At 73.6% G+C, this 20,140-nt stretch carries 21 protein-coding genes; 15 read left to right on the top strand and 6 right to left on the bottom strand.

Annotation, left to right across the window (positions count from 1 at the left end; all coding sequences use genetic code 11):
• Window positions 1-14 precede the first annotated feature (14 nt).
• The 3 genes from meaB to E1285_RS02695 are packed head-to-tail and all read right to left on the bottom strand — an operon-like array spanning window position 15 to window position 5,052.
• On the bottom strand, window positions 15-998 hold the full coding sequence (gene meaB / locus E1285_RS02705) for a methylmalonyl Co-A mutase-associated GTPase MeaB (protein ID WP_132147627.1): 984 nt from the start codon (window positions 996-998) through the stop codon (window positions 15-17).
• A complete protein-coding gene (gene scpA, locus E1285_RS02700; RefSeq protein ID WP_132147624.1) occupies window positions 995-3,208 on the bottom strand; it encodes a methylmalonyl-CoA mutase in 2,214 nt (737 codons plus the stop codon). Before scpA ends, meaB begins: the two co-directional genes overlap by 4 nt.
• Complete coding sequence (locus tag E1285_RS02695; RefSeq protein WP_132147621.1) at window positions 3,205-5,052, bottom strand: methylmalonyl-CoA mutase subunit beta; 1,848 nt, start codon at window positions 5,050-5,052, stop codon at window positions 3,205-3,207. The genes scpA and E1285_RS02695 overlap by 4 nt, the downstream gene beginning before the upstream one ends.
• A 130-nt stretch (window positions 5,053-5,182) precedes the next feature.
• Here E1285_RS02695 and E1285_RS02690 point away from each other — a divergent pair, with 130 nt between their 5' ends.
• The 5 genes from E1285_RS02690 to E1285_RS02670 all read left to right on the top strand — a co-directional run bounded on the left by E1285_RS02690 (window position 5,183) and on the right by E1285_RS02670 (window position 9,262).
• Window positions 5,183-6,361, top strand: a complete 1,179-nt coding sequence (locus E1285_RS02690) for an acyl-CoA dehydrogenase family protein (RefSeq protein ID WP_132147618.1) — start codon at window positions 5,183-5,185, stop codon at window positions 6,359-6,361.
• Between the two features lie 138 nt (window positions 6,362-6,499).
• Window positions 6,500-6,709, top strand: coding sequence for an HGxxPAAW family protein (locus tag E1285_RS02685; protein ID WP_132147615.1), 210 nt, complete (start codon window positions 6,500-6,502; stop codon window positions 6,707-6,709).
• A 2-nt stretch (window positions 6,710-6,711) separates the two neighbouring features.
• On the top strand, window positions 6,712-6,894 hold the full coding sequence (locus tag E1285_RS02680) for a hypothetical protein (protein WP_132147612.1): 183 nt from the start codon (window positions 6,712-6,714) through the stop codon (window positions 6,892-6,894).
• 85 nt (window positions 6,895-6,979) lie between these two features.
• Window positions 6,980-8,068, top strand: coding sequence for a glutamate--cysteine ligase (locus E1285_RS02675; protein WP_132147609.1), 1,089 nt, complete (start codon window positions 6,980-6,982; stop codon window positions 8,066-8,068).
• Window positions 8,069-8,314: 246 nt separating this feature from the next.
• Window positions 8,315-9,262 (top strand): sensor histidine kinase, encoded by a 948-nt coding sequence (locus E1285_RS02670; protein WP_132147606.1) that lies wholly within the window; start codon window positions 8,315-8,317, stop codon window positions 9,260-9,262.
• Window positions 9,263-9,298: 36 nt separating this feature from the next.
• Here the strand turns inward: E1285_RS02670 and E1285_RS02665 are convergent, their stop codons facing one another.
• On the bottom strand, window positions 9,299-9,865 hold the full coding sequence (locus E1285_RS02665) for a hypothetical protein (RefSeq protein WP_132147603.1): 567 nt from the start codon (window positions 9,863-9,865) through the stop codon (window positions 9,299-9,301).
• Between the two features lie 245 nt (window positions 9,866-10,110).
• Here E1285_RS02665 and E1285_RS02660 point away from each other — a divergent pair, with 245 nt between their 5' ends.
• The 3 genes from E1285_RS02660 (at window position 10,111) to E1285_RS02650 (ending at window position 13,385) form a co-directional block, all read left to right on the top strand.
• A complete protein-coding gene (locus E1285_RS02660) occupies window positions 10,111-10,554 on the top strand; it encodes a hypothetical protein (RefSeq protein WP_132147600.1) in 444 nt (147 codons plus the stop codon).
• 236 nt (window positions 10,555-10,790) lie between these two features.
• Entirely contained in the window at window positions 10,791-12,086 is a 1,296-nt protein-coding gene (locus E1285_RS02655) for an acyltransferase (protein ID WP_165966424.1), read from the top strand.
• Between the two features lie 120 nt (window positions 12,087-12,206).
• Complete coding sequence (locus E1285_RS02650) at window positions 12,207-13,385, top strand: PucR family transcriptional regulator (RefSeq protein WP_132147593.1); 1,179 nt, start codon at window positions 12,207-12,209, stop codon at window positions 13,383-13,385.
• 13 nt (window positions 13,386-13,398) lie between these two features.
• On the opposite strand, the gene E1285_RS45295 is transcribed toward E1285_RS02650, so the two are convergent.
• Together E1285_RS45295 and E1285_RS02645 are read right to left on the bottom strand one after the other, a co-directional pair.
• A complete protein-coding gene (locus E1285_RS45295; protein ID WP_165966422.1) occupies window positions 13,399-13,554 on the bottom strand; it encodes a hypothetical protein in 156 nt (51 codons plus the stop codon).
• 40 nt (window positions 13,555-13,594) lie between these two features.
• Entirely contained in the window at window positions 13,595-14,518 is a 924-nt protein-coding gene (locus E1285_RS02645) for a DMT family transporter (protein WP_132147590.1), read from the bottom strand.
• Window positions 14,519-14,681: 163 nt separating this feature from the next.
• On the opposite strand from E1285_RS02645, the gene pfkB reads away from it, so the two are divergent.
• From pfkB to E1285_RS02615, 7 genes are all read left to right on the top strand, one after another.
• Window positions 14,682-15,620 (top strand): 1-phosphofructokinase, encoded by a 939-nt coding sequence (gene pfkB, locus E1285_RS02640; protein WP_132147587.1) that lies wholly within the window; start codon window positions 14,682-14,684, stop codon window positions 15,618-15,620.
• Between the two features lie 72 nt (window positions 15,621-15,692).
• Window positions 15,693-16,883, top strand: a complete 1,191-nt coding sequence (locus E1285_RS02635) for a PTS mannitol transporter subunit IICB (RefSeq protein WP_243722499.1) — start codon at window positions 15,693-15,695, stop codon at window positions 16,881-16,883.
• 39 nt (window positions 16,884-16,922) lie between these two features.
• Window positions 16,923-17,222, top strand: coding sequence for a PTS lactose transporter subunit IIB (locus E1285_RS47075; protein ID WP_243722498.1), 300 nt, complete (start codon window positions 16,923-16,925; stop codon window positions 17,220-17,222).
• On the top strand, window positions 17,206-17,709 hold the full coding sequence (locus E1285_RS02630) for a PTS sugar transporter subunit IIA (protein WP_243722497.1): 504 nt from the start codon (window positions 17,206-17,208) through the stop codon (window positions 17,707-17,709). Before E1285_RS47075 ends, E1285_RS02630 begins: the two co-directional genes overlap by 17 nt.
• Window positions 17,706-18,746 carry a zinc-dependent dehydrogenase gene (locus E1285_RS02625; RefSeq protein WP_132147584.1) on the top strand — a complete coding sequence of 347 codons (1,041 nt, stop codon included), beginning with the start codon at window positions 17,706-17,708 and terminating at the stop codon, window positions 18,744-18,746. The genes E1285_RS02630 and E1285_RS02625 overlap by 4 nt, the downstream gene beginning before the upstream one ends.
• A 33-nt stretch (window positions 18,747-18,779) precedes the next feature.
• Entirely contained in the window at window positions 18,780-19,064 is a 285-nt protein-coding gene (locus tag E1285_RS02620) for an HPr family phosphocarrier protein (protein WP_132147582.1), read from the top strand.
• Between the two features lie 50 nt (window positions 19,065-19,114).
• Window positions 19,115-19,876, top strand: a complete 762-nt coding sequence (locus E1285_RS02615; RefSeq protein WP_132147579.1) for a DeoR/GlpR family DNA-binding transcription regulator — start codon at window positions 19,115-19,117, stop codon at window positions 19,874-19,876.
• The last annotated feature ends 264 nt before the right edge of the window (window positions 19,877-20,140 follow it).

The following is a 20,140-nucleotide window of genomic DNA, read 5'->3' as shown; positions in this document are numbered from 1 at the left end:
TGCGGGAACGGAAGTCAGCGGCCCCGCGAGAACGCCTCCAGGATGCGCTCGGCGGCGAGGGCGGGGGTGAGGGCGCCGTCGGCGACCTCCCGTTCCAGTCCGGGCGCCAGCGTCCGGACGTCGGGGTGCGCGTGCAGCTCCGCGAGGAGGCGTTCGCGGACCATCGCCCACGTCCAGCCGACCTGCTGCCGCCTGCGGCGGGTCTCCAGCTCGCCGGACTCGCGCAGCCGCTCCTGGTGCCCGACGAGCTCGTCCCACACCTCGTCCAGCCCGGTGCCGTCCTTGGCGCTGCAGGTCAGGACGGGGGTGTCGCGGAGCCGCTCGTCGCTGCGCAGCAGCCGCAGCGCACCCGACAGCTCGCGGGCGGCGCGCTTGGCCTCCATCTTGTGCTCGCCGTCGGCCTTGTTGACCGCGATGACGTCGGCCAGTTCCAGCACGCCCTTCTTGATGCCCTGGAGCTGGTCGCCGGTGCGGGCGAGGGTCAGGAACAGGAACGAGTCGACCATCTCGGCGACGGCGGTCTCGGACTGGCCGACGCCGACCGTCTCGACGAGGACGACGTCGTACCCGGCGGCCTCCATGACGACCATCGCCTCACGGGTGGCCTTGGCGACGCCGCCGAGGGTCCCGGCCGTGGGCGAGGGCCGGATGAACGCCTTCGGGTCGGCGGCGAGGCGCTGCATGCGGGTCTTGTCGCCGAGGATGCTGCCGCCCGTCCGGGTCGAGGACGGGTCCACGGCGAGCACCGCGACCCCGTGCCCCTCCCCCGTGAGGCGGGTGCCGAGCGCGTCGATGAACGTGGACTTGCCGACGCCGGGCACCCCGGTGATCCCGACACGGCGCGCGTTCCCGGCGTGCGGGGTCAGCTCGACCAGCAGCTTCTGGGCGAGCTCCCGGTGGTCGGGGCGGCCCGACTCCACGAGCGTGATCGCCCGCGCGATCCACGCCCGCGACCCCTCGCGCACCCCGGCGGCGTACTCGTCGAGGCCGGGCTTCACTTGTCCCCGTGGCCCAGCGCGGCGGTCAGCTCGTCCAGCAGGCCGGTCGCCGCGTCCGCGAGGACGGTGCCGGGCGGGAAGATCGCCGAGGCGCCGGCGGCGCGCAGTTCGTCGAAGTCCCCGGGCGGGATGACCCCGCCGACGACGATCATGATGTCGCCGCGGCCGAGCGCGGACAGCTCCTCGCGCAGCGCGGGCACCAGCGTGAGGTGGCCGGCGGCGAGGGAGTTGACGCCGACGATGTGCACGTCGGCCTCGACCGCCTGCAGCGCGACCTCGGCCGGGGTCTGGAACAGCGGGCCCACGTCGACGTCGAAGCCGAGGTCGGCGAACCCGGTCGCGATGACCTTCTGGCCGCGGTCGTGGCCGTCCTGCCCCATCTTGGCGACCAGGATGCGCGGGCGGCGCCCCTCGGCCTCCTCGAACGCCGCGGCCGCCGCACGCGCCTTCTCGATGGCGGTCACCTGTCCCGCTTCCTCCCGGTAGACGCCGGAGATCGTACGGATCTGCGCGGCGTGCCGCCCGTAGGCCTTCTCCAGCGCGTCCGAGATCTCGCCGACGGTCGCCTTGGCGCGGGCGGCCTCGATGGCGAGGGCGAGGAGGTTGCGCTCCAGACCGGACCCGCGGGTGCCGTTCTCGGCGGCCTCGGCGGCGCGGGTCAGCGCGTCCAGCGCCGACGCCGTCGCGGGCTCGTCGCGGTCCTCGCGGAGCCGGCGCAGCTTGTCGATCTGCTGCGCGCGGACGGACGCGTTGTCGACCTTGAGGACCTCGATCTCCTGCTCGGTGTCCGGGCGGTACTTGTTGACGCCGATGACGGGCTGCCGGCCGGAGTCGATGCGGGCCTGGGTGCGGGCGGCGGCCTCCTCGATGCGCAGCTTGGGCAGCCCCTCGTCGATCGCCTTCGCCATGCCGCCGGCCTGCTCGACCTCGGTGATGTGGTCCCACGCGCGGCGGGCCAGGTCGTGGGTGAGCCGCTCAACGTAGGCGCTGCCGCCCCACGGGTCGATGGTGCGGGTCGTCCCCGACTCCTGCTGGAGGAGCAGTTGGGTGTTGCGGGCGATGCGGGCCGAGAAGTCGGTCGGGAGGGCGAGGGCCTCGTCCAGCGCGTTGGTGTGCAGCGACTGGGTGTGCCCCTGCGTGGCGGCCATGGCCTCGATGCAGGTGCGGGCGACGTTGTTGTAGACGTCCTGGGCAGTGAGGGACCAGCCGGACGTCTGCGAGTGCGTCCGCAGCGACAGCGACTTGGGGTTGCGCGGGCCGAACTCCTTCACCAGCCGCGCCCACAGCAGCCGGGCGGCGCGGAGCTTGGCGACCTCCATGAAGAAGTTCATCCCGATCGCCCAGAAGAACGACAGGCGGGGCGCGAACGCATCGATGTCCAGGCCGGCCTCGCGCCCCGCGCGGATGTACTCGACTCCGTCGGCGAGGGTGTAGGCCAGCTCCAGGTCCGCCGTGGCCCCGGCCTCCTGGATGTGGTAGCCCGAGATCGAGATGGAGTTGTACTTCGGCATCCGCTGCGAGGTGAACGCGAAGATGTCGGAGATGATCCGCATCGACGGCTGCGGCGGGTATATGTAGGTGTTGCGGACCATGAACTCTTTGAGGATGTCGTTCTGGATGGTCCCGGCGAGCGCCTCCGGCTCCACGCCCTGCTCCTGCGCCGCGGCGATGTAGAGCGCGAGGACGGGCAGGACGGCGCCGTTCATGGTCATCGACACGCTCATCCTGTCGAGCGGGATGCCGTCGAAGAGCTGCCGCATGTCGTAGATGGAGTCGATCGCCACACCGGCCATGCCGACGTCTCCGGAGACGCGCGGGTGGTCGGAGTCGTAGCCGCGGTGGGTCGCGAGGTCGAACGCGACCGACAGGCCCTTCTGCCCGGCCGCGAGGTTGCGCCGGTAGAAGGCGTTGGACTCCTCGGCGGTGGAGAAACCGGCGTACTGCCGGATCGTCCACGGCTGCGTCGCGTACATCGCCGGGTAGGGGCCGCGCAGGTACGGCGCGATGCCGGGATAGGTGTCGAGGAAGTCGAGCCCGGCCAGGTCGTCGCCGGTGTAGAGGGGGCGGACGCCGATGCCCTCCGGGGTGTCCCAGGTCTGGGCGTCGGGGTCGGCCCCGGTGGTCTCGGCCGCCGCGGCGCGCCACCGCTTGGCGGCCTCCTCGGCGGAGGGCGCCGTCCCGAGCCCGATCTCGCTGAAGTCGGGGATCATTCGTTCACTCCCAGCTCGTGGAGGGTGGTCTCCAGAACCCCGATCGCGTCGCATCCCGCGTACACGCCGGAGTCGACCCCCTCATACGTTCCCTTACCCGCGAGCCAGACCTTCACCGCACCCGCTTCGCGCAGAACCCTCGCCGCCTCCGCGGCCTGCTCGCCGTACACCTTGTCGCTTGAGCAGAGGCAGGCGACGGACGTGCCGGACGTGCCGAACTCCTCGGGTGCGCCGCTGACCGTCTCGATCCCGCCCGCCTGGAACAGGTTGGCGGCGAACGAGGCGCGGGCCGTGTGGACGGCGATGGGCCCGAGCGTCGCGAGGAACACCCGGGGGCGGGCGCCGGTCGCGCCGGCGTGGGCGTCTGAGCGGTCGCGGAGCGCCTCGAAGTCCTGCGCGTACGTGACGACGGGCAGGCCGCCGCATGGTTCGCCCCGGGTCCGCCCGTCCGGTGCGTCCGGGGCCGGCTCCCGCTCGGGCAGGGTTTCGTCGAGGTTGGGGAACTCGCTGACGCCGGTGAGCGGGGCCTTGCGCCGGGCGATGTCCGCGCGGCGCCGCGCCCAGGTCGCGGCGAGCCGCTCGGCGACGAGCCCCGATTCGAGGGCGGCGGCGAGGCCTCCGGCCTTCTCGATCTCGGTGAACCACGTCCAGGCGGCCTGGGCCAGCCCCTCGGTGAGGCTCTCGGTGTACCAGGATCCGCCGGCCGGGTCGACGACGCGCGCGAGGCTCGACTCCTCCAGCAGCAGCGTCTGGGTGTTGCGGGCGATGCGGCGGGCGAAGCCGTCCGGCAGCCCGAGCCGGGCGTCGAACGGCTGGACGGTCACCGCGTCGGCGCCGCCGGTCCCGGCGGCGAACGTCGCGATCGTGGTGCGGAGCATGTTCACCCACGGGTCGCGCCGCGTCATCATCGCCGACGACGTCACCGCGTGGACGCGCGCGGAGGTCCCCTCGGCTGCCCCGCTGACCTCGGCCACCCGCGCCCACAGGCGGCGCAGCGCGCGGAGCTTGGCGATCGAGGAGAACTGGTCGGCGTTCACGGCGAGGCGGAACTCGATCTGCCCGAACGCCTCGTCCGCGCTCAGCCCCGCGCCGGTCAGGGCCCGCAGGTAGGCGACGCCCGCCGCGACGGCCGCGCCGAGCTCCTCGGCGTCGCCGCCGCCCGCGTCGTGGTAGGGGGTCCCGTCGGCGACGACGGCGCGCAGCTTCGGGAACTCGCGGACGCAGCGGACGGCCAGGTCGGCGGCGCCCTCCAGCGGGCCGGGCGTCCCGGTGCGGGCCGCGAGCCCGAGCGGGTCGGCGCCGAGGTTGCCGGACGCGTCCGCCGCGTTCCCGCGCTCGGTCACCAGGGCCAGGAACGCCTCCGCGGCCTCGGCCGTCTGCCGCCCGGCGTCCAGCACGACCGGCGCGAGGTCGAGGAGGACGCCGCGCAGCGCCTCGGCGAGCCCGGTCACGGGCAGCCCGCCGTCGCCGAGCCGCAGCCACAGGGAGGTGGCGCCGTTCTCCAGGTCGGCGAGGACCGCCTCCCGGGTGACCGCCGGATCGGGGTGCGCGTGCCGCTGCCGGACGTCCCACCCGGCGACGCCCTCGCCGTCCGGCCGCACCTCGCGGACGTACGGCGCGAGCCCGGGGCGTCCCGGCGGGGCGTCGTCGCGCGTGTAGAGCGCGGCGATCGGCACCCCGTCGCACGACTCGCGGGTCAGCAGACCCTCGATCTCATCGAGGGGGGTGTCCTCCGTCGCCGCGCCGGATTTGCGCAGCACCCCCTTCACCATCTCCCGCCACCGGTCGCGTTCGGCCGGGGGGAAGGCGGCGGCCAGTTCGAGTTCGTCAGGCGGCACCGTCATGCCCTGGATCGTAGGCGAGCGACCGAATCCCGCTCTGAACCGGGGTCCCACTGCCGGGGGAACCGCGCGTCCGCCCAGGACCGGGCGGGGTGCGCAGGTTAACGGTGCGGGCTCCGGGAAGGGAGGGTCCATGACCTTGGAAAACCTCCCCGGTGACCTCTACCAAATGCAGGAACTGCTCGATGATCGGGAACAGGAGATCGTCGGGCGGGTGCGCGCCTTCCTGGACTCGAAGGTCGCGCCGATCGCGAACGACTGCTGGGCGCGGGCCGAGTTCCCGCACGACCTGATCCCCGGCTTCGGCGAGCTCGGCATCGCCGGGCTCCCCCACGACGAGTGCCCTGGCGAGAAGCCGAGCAGCCTGCTGACCGGGTTCCTCGCGATGGACATGGCCCGCGTGGACCCGTCCATGTCCACGTTCTTCGGCGTCCACAGCGGCCTCGCGATGGGCAGCATCGGCCGGTGCGGCTCACAGGAGCAGCGCGAGCGGTGGCTGCCCGCGATGGGGCGGATGGAGAAGATCGGCGCGTTCGCGCTCACCGAGCCCGAGGGCGGGTCGGACGTTGCGCTCGGGCTGCGCACCACCGCGCGCCGCGACGGCCACGAGTGGGTGCTGAACGGCGCCAAGCGCTGGATCGGCAACGCCACGTTCGCCGACCACACCGTCGTGTGGGCGAAGGACGAGGCGGACGACCAGGTGAAGGGTTTCGTCGTCGGCAAGGACACGCCCGGGTTCACCGCCACCCGCATCGAGAACAAGATCGCGCTGCGGACCGTCCAGAACGCCGACATCGTCCTGGAGGACTGCCGCGTCCCCGAGGCCGACCGGCTCGCGGGGGCGAACAGCTTCAAGGACACGGCGGCGATCCTGCGCCGGACGCGCAGCGGCGTCGCCTGGCAGGCCGTCGGCGTCATGCTCGCCGCCTACGAGATCGCCCGCGACTACGCGGTGGAGCGCGAGCAGTTCGGCCGGCCGATCGCCCGGTTCCAGCTCGTCCAGGACCTGCTGGTCAAGATGCTCGGCAACACCACGGCCGCGCTCGGCATGGTGGTGCGGCTCGCCCAGCTCCAGGACAGCGGCCGCTACCGCGACGAGCACTCGGCGCTCGCCAAGGCGCACTGCACCACCCGCATGCGGGAGGTGGTCGGCTGGGCGCGCGAGCTGATGGCCGGCAACGGGATCGTGCTCGACTACGACATCGGGCGGTTCGTCGCCGACGCCGAGGCGCTCTACTCCTACGAGGGCACCAGGGAGATCAACACGCTGATCGTCGGGCGCGCGGCGACCGGGCACGGCGCGTTCGTCTGACGCCTCCGCCGGGAGCCTGCTCTCCGGCGGTCCACGGCATACCCCGGAGGGGCCTTCGGCGAGGGGCGTTGCTAGAGTTCGGCGTCGTAGACCCCGACAGAAGCAGCCCCCGACCGAGCCTGTGAGGATGACGAACGCATGTCGACTGGCCACCACGCCGGACGCCCCAAGTCCTGGGTCGCCGTGACCATCATCTTCATCGGGTTCACCATCGGCGGCGTCGGCATGGTCATGGGCCCGGACTGGATCGTCTTCGGGATCGGGGCGGCGGTGACCGTGCTCGGCGGCATCGTCGCGCTGGCCGTCGACATCATGTCCGACGTCGTCGTCGACGAGCCCCAGCAGTAGCGTTGTTCGGCCGTCCTCCGCTCGAGGAGCGGATCGCCGCACGGCAGCGCGAACGCGGGCCTCTCAAGCCGGGCAAGGTCTTCCCGCACGCCCCCGCCAAGTTCCTGTTCTTCTTCGGCATCGGCGTGGTGGTCGTCACCCACCTCATCGCGCTGTCGCTGTACTTCTTCGATAGCGGCCCCTGACCTTCCGGCGGGTGCGAACGGGGCGGCGACCACGTACGGTCGGAGTGAGTGGCCGTTGCGTCGCCCCCGAGCCCGAGGTGGTGGGATGGCCCTGCGTTTCGGTATCGAGGAAGAGTACTTCGTCGTCGATCCCGTCTCCCGGGAGGTCGTCCCCCGGGCCGCCGCCGTCGTGCGGCGGGCGACCGCCACGCTGGGCGAGCGCGCCTCCACCGAGCTGGTCGACTTCCTCGCCGAGGCCAAGACGCCGCCGTGCGACGACCTGGACAAGCTCGACGAGCAGGTCCGGTCGATGCGGTCGGCGATGGCGGCGGCCGCCGCCGCCGAGGGCGTCCGGCTCGCCGCGACCGGGACGCCCGTGCTGGGCGAGGTGATCCCCGCCCCGATCAGCGGCGGTCAGCGCTACGCCGAAAGCCGCGCGGTCTACCGGGGCCTGGACGACGAGCAGAGCATCTGCTCCTGCCACGTCCACGTGGAGATGCCCGACCGGGAGCGCGCGATCCAGGTCAGCAACCATCTGCGCCCCTGGCTGCCGACACTGCTGGCCATGACGGCGAACTCGCCGTACTGGGCCGGGCGCGACACCGGCCACTCGTGCTGGCGGGTGATGGCGTGGGCGCGGTGGCCGGTGGCGGGCCCGCCGCCGTTCTTCGAGTCGTCGGCGCACTACGACGATCTCGTCGGGACGCTGCTGGACTGCGGCGCCCTGATGGACACCGGCACGATCTTCTGGGACGTGCGGCCGTCGGCGCGCCTGCCCACCGTGGAGATCCGGCTCGCCGACGTCGCCCCGACCGCCGGTGACGCCGCCGTGTTCGCCGCGCTCATCCGGGCGCTGGTGCAGGTCTCGGCCGCGGCGGTGGACGCGGGCGAGCGGCCCCCCGACCCGTCTCAGGAGATGCTGCGCGCGGCGTACTGGCTGGCGGCGCGGGACGGCCTGGCCGGGACGGGCGTGGACGTGCGCACGGGCCGGCCGGCCGGTTTCCGGGAGCTGGCGGGCGACCTGCTGGCGCACGTGCTGCCCGCGCTGCGCGACAGCGGGGACCTCGGCGCCGCCGCCCGCGGCCTCCGCCGCCTGCTGACGGGCGGGACCGGCGCCGAGCGGCAGCGCGGCGCCTACCGCAGGCGCGGCCGGCTGACCGATGTGGTGGACGCGGCGATCCTGCGGGACCGGTGATCTTCGCGGAAGCGATTCGGCGGCGCGCGGAGGCGTTTCGATGGCCAGAAACGTGATTTTACGGTCATCACCTGGTTTTCGTGGGTCACCAGCGGGTAATCGTGGAGTTGGCCGTTGTTCAGCAGAAGTATTCGTCTGACCTCGGGGGATGCGCGTGCAGGTCGCCCTCGCGCGAGCGTCCCCCGCCGCGTACCCTCGATCTGATGCACGTGCATTCGACATCGTCCCGAACGGAGTGACCGCGCGATGAGCCAGAGGCCCGGGGGGCCGGGTCGGCTGCCGCGCGGCGCGTTCGCCCACCCCGCTCTCCTCTACCGCGACGACGGAGAGTACCTCGCCGGCACCGTGCCGTTCGTCCGCGCGGGCCGCGAGGCCGGCGAGCCGGTGGCCGTGGCGGTGCCGGGCGCCCGCCTGGGCGCGCTGCGCGCGGCACTGGGCCCGGCGGCCGACGGGGTCACCTGGCTGGACATGTCCGAGGCGGGACGCAACCCGGGCCGCATCATCCCGGGGGTCCTGCGCGAGTTCGCCGACCGGCACACCGCGGGGCGCGTGCGGATCATCGGCGAGCCGGTCTGGCCCGGCCGGTCGGTCGCCGAGTACCCGGCCTGCGCCCAGCACGAGGCACTGATCAACCTCGCGTTCGAGGGGCGCGAGGTGTCGATCCTGTGCCCCTACGACGTGGCCGGCCTGCCGCCGGCCGCGATCGCCGACGCCCGCGCCACCCACCCGGTGGTGATCGACCACCGCGGCGAGCACGTGAGCGGCGACTACGCGCCCGACCGGATCGTGCGCGCCTACAACCGTCCGCTGCCGGAGCCGCCTGGCGCCGTCTCGATGAGCTTCGACCTCGACGCGCTGCCGCTCGTCCGCGAGTTCGCCTGCCGGCACGCGGCGCGCCTCGGCCTCGCCGCCGACGCGGTGGGCGATCTGGAGCTCGCCGTGAACGAGCTCGCCGCCAACTCCTGCCTGCACGGCGGCGGGGCGGGCACCGCGCGGCTGTGGGCGGAGGACGGCCACGTCCTCTGCGAGATCCGGGACGCCGGGACGATCGCCGACCCGCTCGCCGGGCGGCACCCCTCCGACATGCGCCCCAACGGCGGCCGGGGCATCCTCATGGTGAACCAGGTGGCCGACCTCGTCCGCGTCCACACGGGCCCGGACGGCACCGCCGTCCGCGTCTACATGCGCAAGTGAGGCGGGCCGCCCAGGGGCGTTCATGACCGGGGCCGTTCACGGCCGGGGGCGCCGCCGGCCGATGCGGCGGCGCGGCTTGTACACCGACAGGGCCGTGGCGGCGAGGAGCATGACGGCCTGGGCGGAGACGACCGCGACCTGCGTCCACTGCCGCCCGGCGGACGGGCTCGCGCCGCCGGCGGTGGCGTCCGCCATGACCTCGGGCGTGAACAGCACCATCCCCACGAGGACCACCCCGATCAGCAGCAGCAGCTTGGCGAACACCCAGTAGTGGCGGGCGACGCCCCACCGGCTCCCGAGGCCGAGCGCGATCCCGCTGAACAGCGAGATGAAGCTGAGGGGGATGCCGCCGCCGAACACCAGCACGCTCATGAGCCGGTAGGCGGAGTGCGCGAGCGCCGCGTCGGAGGTCTGCGTCGCGGTGAGGTTGAGCAGCACCAGGACCCACACCTCGCCGAGCAGCGCGACGGACGAGACCACGTGCACGACCGTGATCAGCTTGCGGGTGGAGGGCCTGGGCCGCCACCACTGCCGGTCTGCGGCGGACGGACCGGGCCGCGGCCGTAGGCCGGCGGAGTGCGGCTGTGACTGGGTGACCGACATCTCGACGCTCCTGACTTCTGTGGCGACAGCCAGATCGTCCGGCGGCGGTACCGGGTCCGTCGTCGGGCCGCCGGAGGCATCCGGCCTGCTTCCGGAGGCGCAACCCCGCTCCCGGTTCCTGCGCCCGGCGCGGTAGGCGGCGGAGATGGCGGGACTCGGCGGGACTCGGCGGCTGGACCAGGTGTAGCGAACGCACGACGGGAATGATCCGTGCGGTCGTTCACTTTCGATCGTCAGGGGGAACAATGCGCATTCTCGCTCGCGCTCACCAGATGCCCGTCAGGCTGATCGTCGGCGCCTTCGTGCTGAACTCCGGCGTGTCGAAGCTCAAGGGCGTCGAGGAGGCCGCCGAGCCGACCCACGGCATGGCCAAGACCGCCTACCCCTTCCTGGAGAAGCAGGACCCTCGGGACTTCGTCCGCAAGCTCGGCGCCGCCGAGGTGGCGCTCGGCACCGCGCTGATCGTGCCGCTGGTCCCGTCGGCGCTCGCGGGCGCGGCGCTCACCGCGTTCTCGGGCGGGCTGACCGGCCTTTACCTGCGGATTCCCGGCATGCGGGAGCCCGGCGGGCTGCGTCCCACCCAGCAGGGCACGGCGCTCGCGAAGGACAGCTGGCTCGTCGGCATCGGCTCCGCGCTCGTGCTGGAGGAGCTCGGCCGGGCCCGCGCCGAGCGCCGCGCCCGCTGCTGAACCGGCGACGGCAGGGGCCGGGTTCGCGCCATTGGCGCCGTAGCTGTGGGATTGCTCACAGTGAGCGATGCCGCGGCTCCTCTCCGGCATCGCCGCCGCCCGCACGGCAGCCCTGCTCCCGCCGGTCTTCCGGCCTTGCGCTCGCGTCACGCTGAGTCAGCCGCGCGTGCGCCGCGTTAGGGCGATGTCCCTTCGCCCGTCAGAGACGGCGACCGTCCGCACCTATGGTGGCGCGGATGGCGGCGAACACCCTCACCCCGCGAAAAGGACAGATCGGCTCCCGCGCGGAGCAGGCGCCCCGGATGGGCTGGCTCGACGCCCTGCGCGGCATCGCCGCGATGGTGGTGGTGTTCGAGCACTCCCTGGACGTGCTGCTGCCCGAGGTCCGCCAGACGGCCAGTCCCTGGTTCGACTTCGGCCGGTACGGGGTGTTCGTGTTCTTCATCGTCAGCGGCTACGTCGTGCCGTTCTCCCTGGAGCGGCGGGGAAGCGTCCGGGAGTTCTGGGCCGGGCGGTTCTTCCGGCTGTACCCGGCCTGGTTCGTGGCGGTCGCGCTCGCCCTGCTGCTCGGCGCGGCCGGCGCGTCCTACGGGCTGCCGGGCGGGCTCGGCGACCGTCCGTGGGCCTCCGCCGTCGCGCACCTGACGATGCTCCAGGACCTCCTGGGCGTGCCGAACGTCGTCAACGTCTTCTGGACGCTCACCTACGAGATGGTCTTCTACCTGCTGGTGACGGCGATGTTCGTCGCCGGCGTCCACCGTTCCAGCGCCCGGGTGGCGCTGGGGTTCGGCGTGGGCGCGGCCATCATGGGCGTGGCGCTGCCGTCCGGCCTGCTGGTCTCCCGGTGGCCCGACGGGACGATCCTCGTCACCGTGCTGCTCCTGGCCGGCGGCCTGGCCGCGATGATCAGCGGGCGGCGCGGGGCGCGCCGGGCCGGGGTCGCGGTCGTGGCGACGCTGGCGCTGACCCTGCTCGTCCTCAACAGCCGCATCGGCGCGATCGAGAGCCTGTGCATCATCGCCACGATGTTCGCCGGGACGGCCGTCCGCGGCGTCCAGGACGGGCGCCTGCGCACCTGGCCCGCCATCGCGATGATCGCGGTCGTCCCCGTCTTCACGCTGGCCGCGGGCCTGCGCAGCCCGACCACGTGGGCGCTGCACGCCAACCCGGACCCGCTCGGCGTCGACTGGTCCATCGCCGTGGGCGCCGCGTGGCTGACGTTCCTGGGGGGCCTGGCGCTGCGCCGCCACCGGATGCCCCGGTTCCTCGTGTGGTCCGGGCTGATCAGCTACTCGCTCTACCTGCTGCACCCGCTGGTCATCCAGGGGATCTGGCACGCCGCCGGGCGCGACCCGGGCAGCCTTCCCGGGCTCGTCCGGCTGGGCTGGGGGGTGGCGCTGGTCGCGGCGGTGCTCGTCTCCGCGTCCCTCGCGCACCGCTATGTCGAACGTCCGGCGCAGCGCCTCGGACGCCGCCTGACCGCCCGGTGGTCGTCCCGGCGCCGCGGCGCACCGGAACCCGCCCGATCTTGACCGAGGCCGGCCCGGACCCCGGGCGGCGGCGGCCTTCAGGGTGATGACAGCGTTTCGTTTTCTTGCTTAAGGTGAGGCCGGTCCACCCCCAGCCAGCCCCCACGGCGGAACGGATAGCGGATGTCACAAGGGCCGATGCCCGCCGAGCTGCCCGACCTGTTGCGCCAGCACCTCCAGTCCGCTGTCGCCGAGATGGAGCGGGAGATCCGCGACCAGGTGCCCGAGTACGCGGGCGACGACGGCGGCGAGTACGCCCAGCGCGTGGAGCGGACGGTCAGTGACACCGTCGCGTTCTTCGTCGACTCCGTCGACCACCCGAACGCCGACGCGCGGAAGCTGACCGAGCTGTACATGCAGCTCGGGGAGCAGGAGGCCAGGTCGGGCCGGAACCTGGACGCCCTGCAGAACGCGATGCGGGTGAGCAGCCAGGTCGCCTGCCGCCGGTTCATCAAGGACGCCTACCGGCTCGGCTGGTCGCGCGAGACCCTGGGGCGGCTGACCGACTCGCTGTTCATGCTGCTCGCGCGGGTCGCCGACGCCGCCGCACAGGGGTACGCGCGCCAGCAGGGGCAGCTCGCGACCGAGCGGGAGCGCCGCCGGGACCGGCTGCGGGACCAGCTGATCGCCGAGCCGCCGCCCGCGCCGGAGGCGATCTCCGAGCTGGCGGTGGCCGCCCGCTGGGACCTGCCGAAGAGCATCGGCCTTGTCGCGCTGCCCGCGGGCGCGCCCGCCGGGGCGCGGATCCTGCCGCCCGGGGTGCTGGCCGACTGGGACGCGCCGGTCCCGTTCCTCGTGGTGCCCGACCCGGAGGGCCCCGGGCAGGACCGGCTGTGGCCGGCGCTGCGGCGGCTCGGGACGGCGGCGATCGGGCCGACCGTCCCGCTCGGGCAGGGCGCCGTCTCGCTGCGCTGGGCCCGGCACGCGCTGACGCTGGCGGAGCGGGGACTGCTGCCGGGCGGCGCCCCGGTCCGGTGCGTGGACCACATCGCGCCGCTGGCGACGCTCGCCGCGGAGGAGCTGGTCGGCGCGACCGCGGGGACCGTCCTCGGGCCTCTGCTCGACCTGGCTCCGGCGCGCCGCCGGCCGCTGGCCGAGACCCTCCTGACGTACCTGCAGTGCGGCGACAACGCGGTGATCGCGGCGGAACGGCTGCACATCCACGAGCAGACCGTCCGGTACCGGCTGCGCCGCATCGCCGAGCTGACCGACGGGCGTTTCACCGAGCTGGACGGCAGGCTCGACGTGATGCTGATGCTGAGCTGGCTGGTGCGGACCGCCCGCGCCGAGGAGACGGCGTAGCGGCCGCCGGCCCCTACAGGAACGCGGCGACGCGCTTGCCGAAACTTCTCCGGGGCGACGGTCTCGACGCCGAGCCCGAGTAGCGCCCCGAGGCGGCGACGGCGGTCTGGACGGCGGCGGCGTAGGCGGCCTGGTCGCCGATCTCGGTGCTGGCCGGTGTCTCGGTCATGACGACATCATGCCTGGTGCCACCGACATTTCCGGGCGCGTCAGGGTCCCCTGGACGGGCCCTCGCGGTGCCTGGCGGCGGCCGCGGAGCGCGACAGCAGCGCCACCCCGGCGGTGAGGAGGACGGCGCTGACCGAGACGGCGGCGAACGCCGCCGCCGTCCGGGGCGGCATCGTGTCGAAGGCGAGGACGGCCACCAGATAGGAGGCGATCGGGTTGGTCATCGTCATCGCCGTCATCGCCGCGGGCAGCGACCCGGCGGCGAACGCCCGCTGCTCGATCACCAGCCCGAGCAGGGTGCTTCCCGCCAGGGCGTAGCCGGGCCAGTCCGCGGCGGTGGCCGCGACGCCCTCGTCGACGAGACTCGCGGTGGTGAGCTTGATCAGCACGGCGCTCGCGGCGAAGCACAGGCCCGCGCAGACGCCGAGCAGCGCGGCCCGCACCGGTCCCCTGCGCAGCCACGCGGCCCGGGACAGCACGATGATGAGCGGCGCGGCGATCAGCCCGGCGAGCAGCAGCCGCGGCCGCGACGGCTCGCCCGCGGGCGGGATGGCGCCCGGAACCGTGAACAGGACCGCCAGGCCCGCCGACACGGCGATGCCGCCGAGGACGTCCATCCGGGCGGGGCGGCGGCCCGTTCCGGCCGGCCCGAGCAGGATGGTGAAGACCAGCTGGGTGACCAGCAGCGGCTGCACGACGGCGGTGGAGCCGAAGTGCAGGGCGGTGGCCTGGGCGAAGAACCCGGCCATGTTCACGCCCCAGCCGGTGAGCCAGACGGGGTCGCGGAGCAGCCTGCGGGTCAGGCCGTGCGCGGCGGTGGCGTCCATGCCGCCGTGCACGGCGCGCCTGGCGGCGCGGTACTGGATCGTGGCGGCCGCGGCGAACAGGAACGCTGCGAGCAGGCCGAACCCTGCCGGCAGCGCCATCTCCGCACCGGCGGCGGCCGCCTCGGACCGGACCACCATGCCTCCCGCGTCCTCAGACCACGCGCCGCCCCGTTCCGATCATCCTTCCCCACCTCCGGCCGTTTCCCGCGAACCTCTTGACCTCGGCGGCAAACGGGCATAAATACAAGAGAAACAAAATCAAACGGGAGGGAAACCACATGAACCGGGGAACGGCGCCCGCATGATCGTCACGGTGACGCTCAACCCGAGCCTCGACCGCACGATCGACGTGGACGTGCTGACCCGCGGCGCGGTGATCCGGGCGCGGTCGGCGCGGCTGGACCCGGGCGGCAAGGGCGTCAACGTCTCCCGGGCCCTGCTGGCCAACGGCGTCGCGTCCACCGCCGTGGTCGCGGTCGGCGGCACCGACGGCGACCAACTGCGCCGGCTGCTGGAGGCCGAGGGCATGCGGGTCCGCGCCGTCCGGGTCGCGGGCCGCACCCGGTCCAACGTGACCGTCGTCGAGCCGGGCGGCGTCGTCACCAAGCTGAACGAGCCCGGCGGCCCGCTCGACCCCGGCGAGCTGGACGAGATCGGCGCCGTCGTGGAGGCCGAGGCCGGCGCCGCGAGCTGGGTGGTCGGCTGCGGGAGCCTGCCGCCCGGCGTCCCCGACGGCACCTACGCCGAGCTGTGCCGCAGGTTCGGGCCGGACGGCATCCGCGTCGCGGTCGACTCCAGCGGCGCGGCGCTGCGCGCGGCCGTCCCCGCCGGGCCCGATCTGATCAAGCCGAACCGCGAGGAGCTCGCCGAGGCCGTCGGCGGCCCGGTCGGCACCGTCGCCGACGTCGTCGGGGCCGCCGGGGAGCTGCGGGCCCGCGGGGCCCGCGCGGTCCTGGTCAGCCTCGGCGCCGAGGGCGCGGTGCTCGTCGACGACGACGGCGTGCTCACCGGCGATGCGCCCGTCACCCGGCCGCGCAGCACGGTCGGCGCCGGCGACGCGCTGCTCGCCGGGTTCCTCGCCGCCGGCGCCCGCGGACCCGGCGCCCTGGCCGAGGCGCTCGCCTGGGGCGCGGCGGCCGTCTCGCTGCCCGCGAGCCGGGTGCCGGGCGCGGCCGACATCCGGCGCGACATCGTCCGCATCCATCCCCGGCCGGACCTCACCCGGCCGCTCGTCACCTAGCCCACGCCCGTCTCACCGACCCCGGTCACCGACACCCCGCAGCACCCACCCCCGATCGACAGGAGGCCCGGGATGGCCACCGATTACACCCCAGAGCCCACAGGCAGCGGGCTCCGAGCGCAGGTCCAGCGTTTCGGCGGCAAGCTCGCCGGGATGGTCATGCCGAACATCGGCGCGTTCATCGCCTGGGGCCTGATCACCGCGCTGTTCATCCCCACCGGCTGGCTGCCCAACGAAGAGCTGGGCGAGCTGGTCGACCCGATGATCAAGTTCCTGCTGCCGCTGCTGATCGGCTACACCGGCGGCCGGATGGTGCACGGCCAGCGCGGCGCGGTCGTCGGCGCGGTCGCCACCGTCGGCATCATCGTCGGCTCCGACGTGCCGATGTTCCTCGGCGCGATGATCATCGGCCCGCTCACCGCGTACCTGCTGAAGCAGTTCGACGAACTCGTCCAGGACCGCATCCGGCCCGGGTTCGAGATGCTCGTCGACAACTTCTCCGCCGGGATCGTCGGCGGCGCCATGGCGGTCGCGGGCAACCAGGGGATCGGCCCGGTCATGAACACCTTCTCCGAATGGGCCGGGGACGGGGTCGGCTGGCTTGTCGACCACGACGTGCTGCCGCTCACGTCCGTGCTCATCGAGCCCGCGAAGGTGCTCTTCCTCAACAACGCCGTCAATCACGGCGTCCTCGGCCCGCTCGGCGTCCAGCAGGCCGCCGAGACCGGCAAGTCCGTGCTGTTCATGCTGGAGTCCAACCCCGGGCCCGGCCTGGGCGTCCTGCTCGCGTACTGGTTCTTCGGGCCGCGGCGGCTGCGCCCGACGGTCCCGGCCGCCGCGATCATCCACTTCTTCGGCGGCATCCACGAGATCTACTTCCCGTACATCCTGATGAAGCCGCGGATGATCCTCGCCGCGATCGCGGGCGGCATGACCGGCGTCGCGATCTTCATGGCGTCGGGCACCGGCCTGGTCGCGACCCCGTCGCCCGGCAGCATCTTCGCCTATCTCGCGCAGACCCCGCGCGGCGCGGGCAACTGGATCGGCGTCTACACCGGCATGCTGGCCTCCACGGCCGTCTCCTTCGGCGTCGGCGCCGCGCTGCTCGGCTTCGGCAAGCTCGCCGAGCCCCGCGCCGACGGCGACGACTCCGAGGAGAAGGCGGCCGAAGACAAGGCGGCCGACGAGAAGGCGGCCGACGAGTCCGCGACCGAGGAGAAGGCCGCCGAGGAGAAGGCCACGGAGGAGACCACCGCCGGCTGACACCGCCTGCCAACACAACCCCGTCCGAAAGGCACCACGATGAACGGCAAGGACATCCGCAAGCTCGTCATCGCCTGCGACGCCGGCATGGGCAGCAGCGTCATGCTCGCCGGGCAGCTCCGCAAGGCGCTGAAGAAGACGGACGTGACGGTCGTGCACACGCCCGTCGACTCCGTCCCCGGCGACGCCGACGTGATCGTCACCCACACGGGCCTCGCCGACCGCGCGCGGCGCGGTTCCGGCGACGTCCCGGTCATCGCGTTCGAGGTCTACATCGGCGACCCCGCCGTCGACCGGCTGGTCAAGGCGATCAAGGACGGCGGTGAGATCGGTGCCTGACAAGGCCGCCGGGCTGCTCGCCCCGGAGGCGATCAGGCTGGACGCCCGCGCGGACGGCCGCGACGACGCCGTCCGGGTCTGCGGGCAGGTGCTGGTGGACATCGGCGCCGTCGAGCCCGGCTACATCGGCGCGATGCTGGAGCGGGAGCGGTCGATCTCCACCTATCTCGGCGAGGGGGTGGCCATCCCGCACGGCACGAACGAGGGCCGCGACCTCATCCGCCGGGACGCGCTCGCCTTCGTCAGGTTCCCCGAGGGGACGGACTGGAACGGGAACCCCGTCACCGTCTGCATCGCGATCGCGGCGCGCGGCGACGGGCACATGGAGATCCTCGCCGAGCTGGCCCAGGTGCTCATGGACCCGGGCAAGGCGCGCGACCTGCGCGAGGCCGCTGAGCCGGACCGGATACTCGCCCTCCTCGCCCCGCAGGACGACGAACAGCAACCGACAGATCCGCTACAGACAGGACAGGGACACGCCGTATGAAGGTCGCCCGTTTCTACGCACCCGGCGACATCCGCCTGGAGGACGCGCCGGAGCCGGTGCCCGGCCCCGGCGAGCTGAAGATCCGCGTCCGCAACTGCTCGACGTGCGGGACCGACGTCAAGATCTCCCGGTTCGGGCACCACCACATCGCGCCGCCGCGGGTGATGGGGCACGAGATCGCGGGCGAGGTCACCGAGGCGGGCGCCGGCGCCGGGGGCTGGACGGCGGGCGACCGCGTCCAGGTCATCGCCGCCGTCCCGGACGGCGGGTGCGCCGAGTGCCGCCGCGGCCGGATGACGGTCTGCACCGCGCAGGAGTCGATGGGATACCACTACGACGGCGGCTTCGCCGAGTACATGATCGTCCCGGCGAAGGTCCTGGCGGTGGACGGGGTGAACCGGATCCCGGACGGGGTGTCGTTCGCGGAGGCGTCGGTGGCCGAGCCGCTGGCCTGCGTCCTCAACGGCCAGGAGCTGGCGGGCGTCGGCGAGGGCGACGACGTCGTGGTGTTCGGCAGCGGGCCGGTCGGCTGCCTGCACGTGCGGGTCGCCCGGGCGCGCGGCGCCGCCCGCGTGTTCCTCGTCGAGGTCAACGCCGAGCGGCTCGGCCGGGCCGCGGCGATCGTGAAGCCGGACGCCGCGATCGACGCGAGCACGACCGGCGTCGTCGAGGAGGTCCTCGCGCGCACCGGGGGCCGCGGCGCGGACGTCGCGGTCACCGCCGCCGCGTCGGGCGCCGCGCAGGAGCAGGCGCAGCGGCTCGTCGCGCCCGGCGGGAGGGTCAGCCTGTTCGGCGGGCTGCCCAAGGACGACCCGGTCATCTCCGTCGACGCCAACCGCGTCCACTACAAGGAGCTGTCCCTGGTCGGCGCCAACGGGTCGAGCCCCTCCCACAACGCCCGCGCGCTGGAGCTGATCGCCTCGGGGCAGGTGCCGGTGGAGGACCTCATCACCCACCGTCTTCCCCTGGACGCCCTGCACGAGGCCCTCGACCTCGTCACGCACGGCGCCGCGATCAAAGTGACGATCGAACCCTGATCCGGGGCGAACCCCGACCGAAAGGAGGCAGCCGTGCCCGAACGAACCGTCGTCATCGGCTCGGCGCAGGGGCTGCACGCCCGCCCCGCGCAGATCTTCGTGCACATGGCCGCGCAGCAGCCCGTCCCGGTGTCCATCCGGGTCGGGGACCGGGCGCCGGTCCCCGCGAGCAGCATCCTCGGCGTGCTGTCGCTCGGCGCCGCCCAGGGGACGGAGGTGATCCTGTCCGCCGACGGCGACGAGGCGCCCGCCGCCCTGGAGGCGCTGGCCGGCCTGCTCGCCGGCGACCTGGACGCCGAGGAACCCGACCATGTCTGAGGCGGCCCTGTCCGAGGCGGCCCTGTCCGAGCCGTGGTAGGACGGCGGTCATGTACGCCGAAGAACGACAGCACGCGATCCTGGCGCTGGCGCGCTCGAAGGGCCGGGTGGACGTGGTCGCGCTCGCCGAGGAGTTCTCGGTGACCACCGAGACGATCCGGCGCGACCTGACCGTCCTGGAGCGGGCCGGGACGGTCCGCCGCGTCCACGGCGGGGCGATGCCGGTCGAGCGGCTCGGCTTCGAGCCCGAGCTGGCGGCGCGGGACGCGGTGATGACGGAGGAGAAGCAGCGCATCGCCAAGGCGGCACTGGAGGAACTGCCCGCCGACGGCTCGATCATCGTGGACGCCGGGACGACCACCGCCCGGTTCGTGCAGCTGCTGCCGACCGACCGCGAGCTGACCGTGATCGTGAACTCGCCGCCGCACGCCTCGGTGCTGGCCACCCGCCCGAACCTCACCGTGATCATCCTGGGCGGGCGGGTGCGCGGCCGGACGCTGGCCACCGTGGACGACTGGGTGCTGCGCCCGCTGGCGGACCTGTGGGTGGACGTGGCGTTCATGGCGACCAACGGCTGCTCCGTCGAGCGCGGGCTGACCACCTCCGACCAGGCCGAGGCCGCGGTGAAGCGGGCGATGATCGCCTCGTCGCGGCGGCGGGTGCTGCTCGCCGACCGCACCAAGATCGGGCACGACCATCTGGTGCGGTTCGCCGGCCTGTCCGACATCGACGTGCTGATCACCGATACCGGGCTGGACACCGACCTGGCCGCCGATCTCGCCGCCGAGGGCCCCGAGATCGTCCGCGCCTGAGTCCCCGGGCGGGCGGTTCCGGATCGGGGACGGGTCCCCGGCCGGCGGGCGGGAGGGCCCCGCGGCGTCCGCCCCGGCACCGCGGGGCCGTCCAGCCCGCCGGCGGGTCGCCGGCGCGTGCGGCTGACGCGCGGGCCCCCCTCCTGCCCGCCGGCACCGCCACGATCCGGCCCCCACCGAGCACAGCGCCTACGCCCCGTGATGTGTCACACACGCCGCGGTCACCGGTGCGGCCACTGTGGGGCCGTATGCCAAAAACGCGCC

It is taken from the genome of Actinomadura sp. 7K507 (genome assembly GCF_004348425.1).
Classification (GTDB): domain Bacteria; phylum Actinomycetota; class Actinomycetes; order Streptosporangiales; family Streptosporangiaceae; genus Spirillospora.
This window is presented reverse-complemented; position numbering and strand designations above follow the sequence as displayed.